A 9,603-nucleotide genomic window follows, 5' to 3' on the forward strand; every position below is an offset into this window, starting at 1 on the left:
GCTCTGCGGTCAATTTGAATCGATTATTGGAGAACTTGCTGGAATGGTCAAGAATGGAACAGGGTTTAATTCCTTTTTACCCTCAAAAAAGCAAACTTCTTCCTTTAGTAAAAGAAAGTATTAGCGCGCTACAAGACGAAGCAAATAAAAAAAGACTTAAAATTCAAACAACAATATCAGAAGATATTACCATTTATGCTGATCATCATATTCTGCAATCGGTTATTCGAAACGTATTATCCAATGCAGTGAAGTTTACTCCAAGAGATGGAACCATAAAAATTGAAGCACGAGAAGATTCAAAAAATACTGTCGTTTCAATAACTGATACCGGAATCGGAATGGATACCAAAATACTCAATAATTTATTTAAACTTGATGTTAGAACCAATAGAAATGGAACCGAAAACGAGCCCAGTACTGGATTGGGATTGATATTGTGCAAAGAATTTGTAGAGAAACATAATGGAAAAATTTGGGTAGAAAGTGAAGTAAATAAAGGCACCACTTTTTATTTTAGTTTTCCACATGCCATTACATAAATTAGTGTATTTTTGAAAAAAATACCACCCTAAATGATTCAAAAAACTACTCTATTATTACTTTTTTTTATCTTTTCCCTAGTCCCAATACAAGCTCAGAATCCTATTTATAAGACCATTGACTCGTTAAAAACAGCTTTAAATCAAACAAAAAGCGACTCGGACAAAACAGTTTTACTAACAAAACTTTCCTCTTACTCGGAATATATCGGACCCGATGAAGCAATAAACTATGCCAAAAAAGCGCTTTTTTATGCTCAAAAAACAAAAAATGAAAAACGAATTGGTGATACCTATGGAAATTTAGGTACCGCTTATGAAATAAAATCAGACTTTGCCCATGCTTTGAAAAACCTTTATAAAGCACTTGCAATCTATGAAAATTTAAATGATGTCAAAAGCCTAACCACAGCTTACAATAACATTGGATTAATTTATATTGACCTCAAAAATTATAAACAAGGGCTTGTTTTTTATAACAAAGCGCTAAAATTAAGCTATCAATCCAAAAAAGAAAGAAATATCTCTTTGCTTTTAAATAATATCGGTGATGTCTATCTCCAAAAAAAAGAATATCGAAAAGCATTAAACTATTTTTACAAAGCCTTAATAATAAATAAAAAACTTGACGACACAGAAGGAATTGGTTTAAATCTTTCCAATATAGGCATTTGTTATGTCAACTTAAAAAATTATGAAAAAGGCATCCAAATTTTAAATAAATCAATCACAACTTATAATGATCATTCAAACCTTTACAATAATTATAATACATATGATCTAGCAAGAGCTTGTTACTTAATGTCGCAAGATGAAAAATATAAAAAGGATAAAAAAATACTTATTGATAAATCTATCTATTTATTCCAAAATGCTTTAAAAATTTTTGAGAAATACAAATCTTTAAAAGACATTCAAGAAACCTATTTCTATCTTTCCAAAGTAAATAAATCGAAAGGCAATTATGAAGCAGCTTTAGAATGTTTTGAAAAATATTCTCTCATCAAGGACTCTATATTTTCGAAAGAAAGTGAAAAAAAATTAGCCAATCTTGAATTTCAAAGAGAAATAGATTTAAGAGATAAACAAATAGAGATTCAGACCCTTAGAATAAATAGCGATTCGCGAAAAGTATATTTATTAATTACGGTATCTACTGCTGTTGCTGCCTTATTGGGCTTATTCTTGTTCCTCTATAATTCTAAAAGAAGAAACAACTTATTACTCAAAGAAAAAAACATATTAATTTCGAATATAAATTCCCAAAAAGACAAATTTTATTCCATTATAGCTCACGATTTAAGAGGACCGTTCAATGGTTTTTTAGGTTTAACAGAGTTAATGGCTGAAGACATAGACATGATGTCCACTGATGATATAAAATTTGCTGCTGTCAATATGAGAAGTTCTGCCAAAAATCTTTTTGCTCTTTTGGAGAATTTATTAGAATGGTCACGTATGGAGCAAGATTTAATTCCATTTGTCGCAAAAGAATATCTCTTGAAATCAGTTCTGTTAGATAGTATTATTACATTACAGGATAATGCCGATAAAAAAGAAATAAGTATCACTACAACAATTTCAAATTCTGCAACCCTTTTTGCAGACAAAAATATGTTCCAAGCAATAATTCGCAATATTGTTTTAAATGCTATAAAATTTACACCAAAAAGAGGATCAATTGATATTCAAGATAAAGAAGACTTATACAATACTGTCATTATAGTTAAGGATACAGGAATTGGGATGGATCAAAAAATGGTGCAAGACCTATTCAAATTGGATATACGAAACAACCGCGTTGGAACAGAAGATGAACCCAGTACAGGATTGGGATTGATTTTATGTAAAGAATTTATCGAAAAACACAAAGGTAAAATATGGGTTGAAAGTGAAGAAGGAAAAGGAAGTACATTTTACATTAGTTTTCCTAAAAAAACTCTGATCTTAATTAATTAGTCCTTTTGCATTAACCTTATACAAAGTCCTAAAATTATGTTCAAAAAAATAATTTCAATACTGACACTTTTTATATTCCTATCATCATGTACTTCAAAGACAGAAACTTCACCTGCAAACATAAGTGGATTGTGGGCCGATGTAAATTCTGGTAATTTTAAAAATTGCTATGTGATAATTGCCCAAGACGGAAATAAAATCATCATGAACCATTATCTGGAATTTAAAGGCATCAAAATGGTCGAATATGGTATCGGAGAAATAAAGGACACTGCTGTTACCTATGATGTTGTTGTTACAAAAGCAATCCCAGGCTGGGCAACCAAAGGAAAACATATCCTTACACTCAACAAACAAAGAGACACATTGAGAGGAATCTATGAAGATGAACTAGGAAAAAATGGCCCTATTGTATTTGCTAAATTAAAATAATCAAAGAATAAAGTAATTATAATTTTGATTTTAAATTTTCTTTAACCTCGTTAAACCATTCGTTTTTAAGGATACTCAATACAATACTGTCCCTGCGAACATCACTATCCGCCGTTGGCATGTGATTGCGCATAACTCCTTCAACTTTACACCCAATGCTTTTCATGGCAGCAATACTTCTCTGATTATTGTTGTCGGCACGAAATTCTACTCGTTCCATTCCAAGTGTTTCAAAAGCAAATTGCAGTAAAAGATACTTGCAATGTTTATTGAGCCCTGTACCCCTAAAATCCTTTCCATACCAAGTGTATCCCAATTGTAACGTTTTGAATCCCATATTGATGTCGTAAAAACGCGTACTACCAGCATATTTTCCAGTCTTTTTATCCTGAACGATAAAAGGAAATTCAGTTTGATTTTCTCTTGCTTTGAGCGCAATTTGAATATAATTTTCAAGATTTTCTTTTCCGTTAGCACGAACTAACGAATACTCCCAAGTTTCGGGTTCATTGATTGAAATATCCAATAGGTTTTCGATATCGGTTGCTTGAAGGGGGCGAAGCAAAACCATTTCATCTTCGAGTATTATATTTTGAGGAAATTGAGAAGCAGACATTATTTTTTTTTGAGCTAATTTATAAAAAAAAGACAAATCATAGCCATTTTCTAAATATACACAGATGTCTTAGCCCAGATAGAAACGAAAAGTCCACGCTACAAAACATTAATTTTTCTTGTTATAAAAGAGCGACCAACGGAAGCTCCTTTTATGACTTAGAAAAATGGTGTTTTGTAACGTGGACTTGTAGTAGATAGCTGGAGTAGCTCCTTAAAATACTATTCGTTCATTTCGTCGTAACGTTCGGGTACTTGAGGATCATAAAGCGGACATTTAAATTCGGCCATAGTATCTACGAGTAAATTCATAGTCTTGCCTTCGGTACCGTAACAATCTATTTTTATGCTTTGTGGAGTTGTTCTTATTTGAAAAGCACCTTTACCATTAGTATTTTTCCAGCTGTTTTCATCGACTTTTTCCCATTTTGAAAAAACGGTATGAAATCTATTTAGGATTACGTCAACCGGAAGTGTTTCTAGGCCTTCCACAAGTTGCTCCTCATCTATTGCTTCATACACTTCGTGATGATTCAGATAAACGCCTTCCAAGTATTTCCAAAATAGTAGTTCGTACATTTTTTTAAATTAAATGATTGAAAGATTAAATAATTCAACAATTTCTAATACTCGAAAGTACCGTATTCACTGGTAATTGTTAGTTTTTTGGAATCAGAAGCTTCTACTCTACCCACAATTTGAGCATCGACATTGAATGATTTTGAAATAGCAATAATGTCTTGAGCGATGGCTTCTGGTACGTATATTTCCATACGATGTCCACAGTTGAAAACTTGATACATTTCTTTCCAATCAGTTTTGGATTGCTCTTGTATCAATTGAAACAAAGGTGGCACTGGGAATAAATTATCTTTTATGATGTGCAGATTTTGAACAAAGTGTAAAATCTTTGTCTGTGCTCCTCCACTGCAATGCACCATTCCGTGTACATCTGCAGAAGTATATTTGTCTAAAATTTTCTTGATAATAGGCGCATAAGTTCTTGTTGGCGAAAGTACTAGTTGTCCTGCATCTATAGGTGAATTATCAACGGCATCGGTCAATTTTACCTGGCCGGAATAGATCAATTCATTAGGAACCGCCGCATCAAAACTTTCTGGATATTTGTTGGCCAAATATTTTTCGAAAACATCATGACGAGCAGAAGTAAGTCCGTTGCTTCCCATTCCTCCGTTATAGCCTTTTTCATAAGTAGCTTGACCAAAAGAAGCCAATCCAACGATGACATCACCCGCTTTTATATTGGCATTATCGATTACTTTGGAACGTTTCATTCTAGCCGTTACTGTAGAATCTACAATGATGGTTCTTACTAAATCCCCAACATCTGCAGTTTCTCCTCCTGTTGAGTGAATAGTAACTCCAAACGAATCTAACTCTTTTATAAGTTCTTCAGTTCCATTAATAATTGCAGATAAAACTTCACCTGGAATTACATTTTTGTTTCTTCCAATGGTAGATGAAAGTAAAATATTATCGGTTGCTCCTACACACAATAAGTCATCAATGTTCATGATTAAGGCATCTTGAGCGATTCCTTTCCAAACCGAAATATCTCCTGTTTCTTTCCAATACATATAGGCCAATGATGATTTTGTCCCTGCACCGTCTGCATGCATTATAAGGCAATAGTCTTCGTCCTGTGTTAAATAATCAGGAACAATTTTACAAAATGCTTGAGGAAATAAACCTTTGTCTATATTTTTAATGGCGTTATGCACATCTTCCTTGGATGCCGAAACACCACGTTGTGCATATCTTTTTGAAGTATCTGAACTCATTTTTTAGTTGTGTGTATGTTGGGCAAAGATAATTTTAATGTAACAATTATACAATTAAATTTCAATGGCAATATTATCGGTAATTTCAATTGCATTGGCAATTTTAAAATTCTAAAAATCTAATTTCTTAAGACCTGAAATCTCACTCTTAATTGGCTATAATTTCAATTTCCACACGACGATTTGCTTCTCGCTCTGCTTCCGTCTTTTCGGGTAAAGCATATAATGGTTTCGAACTTCCGAATCCAATAAAAGTCATTCTGCTTTTCTCAATACCGTTATATTCCAAAAATTTGTAAATTGCTTTAGCCCTTTGGGTACTTAAATCCCGAAAATCTTTTTTAACACAACAAATATGACCTTGAATTTGTATTTTTAAATCTGGACAGTTTTGCATAACTGTCAACAATTCGAACATTACCGATCTGGATTGTGGCATTATCGCAAAAGTATCAACAAAAAAATTCATACTTTCCAGTTTTATCTTCTCCCCAATATCAGCAAGGCTAACTTTTTTCATAAAGACGGTATCTATCTTAATATTAAAAGTAGAACCATCTGGATTTTCATAAACATAGACATCAGGAAACTTAACTTTTGTTTTTTTACTTTCTAATATAACTTCTTGTTTTTCTGTTATTATTTTTTCTTCATTTACAAAATCTTTTGGCAAAATATAATACAAAGTAACTTTCCTGTTTTCAGATTTGATAGGAGACAAAGTATGTAATTTTCCAAAACTTCTTGTTTTGAAATCTTCCCTAATCTTTACTCTGTTTTTTATGATATTAAAAACGTAATCGATTCGCTTTTTGGCCAAAGTATCATTATAGCCAACGGTTCCTACTTCATCACAAAAACCATAGACTCCCACTACTTTTAAATCTTTATTTGCAGTTAACCATTTATTCAGTTTTAATAGTTCATCTTTTTGCAAAACAAACTTATTACTTTCAAAAAAAAACGAAACTTGTTCTTGGGCAAAAACACAAGAAACCATAAAACTAAATAATAGGGTGGCAAAAAACTTCATGATTCGGGGATTAATTGTTCAAATTTACGATAAAACTTAATCGATTAACCAGCGATTTAAAATAATTTAAGAGACTCTATTGAACGTTAACATCTTTGAAGTTACAACAAAATTTTCTGAATGAAATTTTGCGTTTTTAATATGCGTTGGGATGCTGGGAACAAAATCTAGATTATGAAAATCATTATCCAAAATCCGAACGTTCAACAGATGAAAGTGCCGTACCGATGTGAATGACTTTTTTCCAATTAAATTCACTAAAAATTTAAAACAATTGCTTAAGATTGAAAATTAACTTAAAAAAAACAACTAAAAAAACTCGTTTCCTTATTTTAATTATTCATCGATAACTGGTTATTAAATATAAGTAGTTCAATTCTCATAACTATCTAATTATTAACATTTTAACAAAAATACAACATATGTAAATAACTGAAAATCAAACACATACAAAGTTAACTTTTTTTACTAAAGTTTACCTCGTTTAATTAATGATTTTTTAACTTAATTTTGATTGAATTATTAATTTTAAAGGTCATGAAAAGCATTATTATCTCCAATTTTCATCCCATACTAGTTGGTAAATTATTTGATCAGAAAAAGCTTAATCAGTACACTAAGTTTTTATATTATCATTTTCAAAATCTTACAAAATTAGACAATTTAGAAAATGGTAGTTTGGAAGAAGAATCGGTTAGTTTTAAATTTATATCTGATCAGGTGGACAAGTATTCCGTTTCTGCCGAAAGCATTAATAGTAGACAAAGCATAATTTTTGAAGAAGTCGAGGATTTTATTGAAAACATAATGGAAACCACTTCACCATTAGAATATCATTTTCCCGTTGGTTTTGAAGTAAAACTAGGAAATTCCTTTGGTCCAAAAATTGAGGTTCGAATGGAATGGTTCAAAAGGAAAATGGGGTATGTTTTTGACCAATTTTATTCCAAAACGAGCACAAGACCCGAAAACCTTATCCATGTCACATGTTCAGGCTATTCTTCTCCTAGTGTGGCACAGGAAGCGGTTATTGAAAGAAAGTGGGAGACTGTCCAAGTAACCCATTCCTATCACATGGGATGTTATGGCGCTTTTCCGGCCATTCGTACTGCCAGTAGCTTAATTTCCGCTAGCTCAATTAACGGAAGAGCAGATGTCGTTCATACCGAATTATTGTCTGCTCATTTAAATTTAATCGAGTTTTCCGCAGCAAACACAATGATTTGTTCCCTTTTTGCAGACGGATTTATTGGCTATTCTTTATATGAAGAAAAAGCATTCATCGATGATAATGCAATACAAGAAAAAAAAGGCTTACGTATTTTAGCTTTACATGAAGTTATCATTCCAGATTCATTAGAAGACATGTCTTGGGATCTAGGAGAGTATAATTTTTTGATGACACTTTCTAAACGCGTTCCAGTTTTTATTCGCAAAAACATCAAATCCTTTTTGACCACACTTTGTAAAAAAGGAGGAGTGGATCTTGAAGAGCAAAAATCTAAAATGCATTTTGCAATTCATCCCGGAGGGCCTAAAATTATTGATTATGTAGTAAATGAGATAGGGCTGTTAAAAGAGCAAGCTCATTGGTCTTATGAAGTTTTACGTGTTCATGGGAACATGTCATCAGCAACAATTCCCCATATTTTTAACGAAATTGTTAATGACCCAGCCATAAAATCAGGAACTAAAGTTGTAGCAATGGCATTTGGACCAGGACTTACGGCTACAGGACTTTTGCTAGAAAAATTATAGTTAAATCCACATAATACTTCTCTTTTTTAAAAAACTTACTTCCACACTTATATTTACAATAAATTTTATTCAAACTATAAATAATTATCGAACTTCTTTAAGCTGAATGATTAGTTTCAAGTAGGTATTGCATATTTTTTATATTCTTGAAAAATTTACTTTTGCCTTCTATTTTATTCTCAAATTCGATTTTATTGGCTATTTTAATTCTGAAGTCTAGAGATTGACAAAATACTACTAAATAACATTAATAATAAAACACTTAATAACTTAAAAATCAACTAATTAACACGTAAAATTATATTTTAAAATCACTATTTTTACATAATACTATTCTTAGGTAATAAGCAGTTAGCCGATGAAAATTGAATATTATCGTTTTTTTTTGTTAATTTTTATCCTCATTTATACTAATGAATTACTTTTAACTGTGATTAATTTTTAAGTTATTTACAAAGCACCTATTTAGTTAACGAAGGGATTTGTTATTGTGTTTTTCTTAACAAAATTGCCTTTGGTGATGAATTACTTCATAAAATTAATTTTTAAGGAGGAGTATCGTTTTTATAAGTTTTCTCTCCAAATCTGAAAACTTTTATATTGTCCTACTTTTTTAATTTTCGATGCTAATTGTTTTAAAATTAGAATTTTTAAAATTGCTTTTCAGCAATGGTCTGGTTAAGAAAAGAATTGGTTATTGTTCCCTACAATAAAATATCCTTTTGATGGTGAAATACTTCATAAAATAATTTATGTAGTGTTTTGTTTATCTGTAAGTTTTCTCCCTGAATCTGAAAACTTTTACATTACCCTATCTTTTTTAAAAAAATTTAAATTATTAACTATTTTACTTTGAGCATTTAAGTTTACTCTTTAACTATCTGGTTAATAAAAGAATTCAATTATTATTGTTCCCCACAATGGTATAACCTTTCAATGATGGAGTGCTTCATAAAGATTTTCATGAAGATTCCTTGACGTATCCTACATTCAAATTTTTAGTATTTTTTTATTATCAAATCTTTAAACCTTTATATATGAAACAACTCCTTTCAGTTTTTCGGAACCTCAATTTCTACTGACGATTTCTTATTAATGATTATGGCCTTAAAACCTAATTATTATGAAAAACATTATTTTTAGTTTGATAAAAAGTGTGCAAGAGAATTGCGTCACTTTTTCCTGCCGTCTCTGTGCAGACTTGTCGAGCTTTTTTTGGACGAACACATTCATTAAAAAGCTCTTTTATTATGGTACATTGCTACTTTTAGGATTTGGTTTTACTCCCAATTCCTATGGCCAGCTTGTTGGGGAGGGTGCTATCAAAGCCAACTTTGGCGTTGAGGCAGATGCCTACGCTAACTTTATAGGATTCTCCATTGTAGACCCTCTTTATGTTCCCCCTCCACCTCCTGATATTCAGTCTGGTACGGATGACTGGTTTGAAAAACTATCTGGAAAT

9 protein-coding genes are annotated in these 9,603 nt (G+C 31.4%); 5 read left to right on the forward strand and 4 right to left on the reverse strand.

Features of this window, described 5'->3' with window-relative positions:
- From VFS71_RS09730 to VFS71_RS09740, 3 genes are all read left to right on the forward strand, one after another.
- Positions 1–542, forward strand: a 542-nt coding sequence (locus VFS71_RS09730; protein ID WP_326400991.1) for a HAMP domain-containing sensor histidine kinase, incomplete at its 5' end; no start/stop codon positions are given.
- Positions 543–575: 33 nt separating this feature from the next.
- Positions 576–2,501: a tetratricopeptide repeat-containing sensor histidine kinase gene (locus tag VFS71_RS09735; RefSeq protein WP_326400993.1), complete on the forward strand. Its 1,926-nt coding sequence runs from the start codon at positions 576–578 to the stop codon at positions 2,499–2,501.
- Between the two features lie 36 nt (positions 2,502–2,537).
- Entirely contained in the window at positions 2,538–2,933 is a 396-nt protein-coding gene (locus tag VFS71_RS09740; RefSeq protein WP_326400994.1) for a hypothetical protein, read from the forward strand.
- Between the two features lie 16 nt (positions 2,934–2,949).
- Here the strand turns inward: VFS71_RS09740 and VFS71_RS09745 are convergent, their stop codons facing one another.
- From VFS71_RS09745 to VFS71_RS09760, 4 genes are all read right to left on the reverse strand, one after another.
- Positions 2,950–3,549 (reverse strand): GNAT family N-acetyltransferase, encoded by a 600-nt coding sequence (locus VFS71_RS09745; protein ID WP_326400995.1) that lies wholly within the window; start codon positions 3,547–3,549, stop codon positions 2,950–2,952.
- Between the two features lie 221 nt (positions 3,550–3,770).
- Positions 3,771–4,127 (reverse strand): hypothetical protein, encoded by a 357-nt coding sequence (locus VFS71_RS09750; protein WP_326400997.1) that lies wholly within the window; start codon positions 4,125–4,127, stop codon positions 3,771–3,773.
- Between the two features lie 44 nt (positions 4,128–4,171).
- Complete coding sequence (locus tag VFS71_RS09755; protein ID WP_326400999.1) at positions 4,172–5,350, reverse strand: AIR synthase related protein; 1,179 nt, start codon at positions 5,348–5,350, stop codon at positions 4,172–4,174.
- A gap of 148 nt (positions 5,351–5,498) precedes the next feature.
- Positions 5,499–6,383, reverse strand: a complete 885-nt coding sequence (locus tag VFS71_RS09760; protein WP_326401001.1) for an OmpA family protein — start codon at positions 6,381–6,383, stop codon at positions 5,499–5,501.
- A gap of 537 nt (positions 6,384–6,920) precedes the next feature.
- Between VFS71_RS09760 and VFS71_RS09765 the strand changes: the two genes are divergently transcribed.
- Together VFS71_RS09765 and VFS71_RS09770 are read left to right on the forward strand one after the other, a co-directional pair.
- Positions 6,921–8,141, forward strand: coding sequence for a 3-oxoacyl-[acyl-carrier-protein] synthase III C-terminal domain-containing protein (locus VFS71_RS09765; RefSeq protein ID WP_326401003.1), 1,221 nt, complete (start codon positions 6,921–6,923; stop codon positions 8,139–8,141).
- Between the two features lie 1,123 nt (positions 8,142–9,264).
- Positions 9,265–9,603, forward strand: a 339-nt coding sequence (locus VFS71_RS09770) for a hypothetical protein (RefSeq protein WP_326401005.1), incomplete at its 3' end; no start/stop codon positions are given.

The organism is Flavobacterium sp. (assembly GCF_035760125.1).
In the GTDB taxonomy this organism is placed as follows: Bacteria; Bacteroidota; Bacteroidia; order Flavobacteriales; family Flavobacteriaceae; genus Flavobacterium.

Coding starts and splice junctions, on each gene's coding strand:
- VFS71_RS09735 (WP_326400993.1), top strand. CDS start 576: ATGATTCAAAAAACTACTCTATTATTACTTTTTTTTATCTTTTCCCTA.
- VFS71_RS09740 (WP_326400994.1), top strand. CDS start 2,538: ATGTTCAAAAAAATAATTTCAATACTGACACTTTTTATATTCCTATCA.
- VFS71_RS09745 (WP_326400995.1), bottom strand. CDS start 3,549: ATGTCTGCTTCTCAATTTCCTCAAAATATAATACTCGAAGATGAAATG.
- VFS71_RS09750 (WP_326400997.1), bottom strand. CDS start 4,127: ATGTACGAACTACTATTTTGGAAATACTTGGAAGGCGTTTATCTGAAT.
- VFS71_RS09755 (WP_326400999.1), bottom strand. CDS start 5,350: ATGAGTTCAGATACTTCAAAAAGATATGCACAACGTGGTGTTTCGGCA.
- VFS71_RS09760 (WP_326401001.1), bottom strand. CDS start 6,383: ATGAAGTTTTTTGCCACCCTATTATTTAGTTTTATGGTTTCTTGTGTT.
- VFS71_RS09765 (WP_326401003.1), top strand. CDS start 6,921: ATGAAAAGCATTATTATCTCCAATTTTCATCCCATACTAGTTGGTAAA.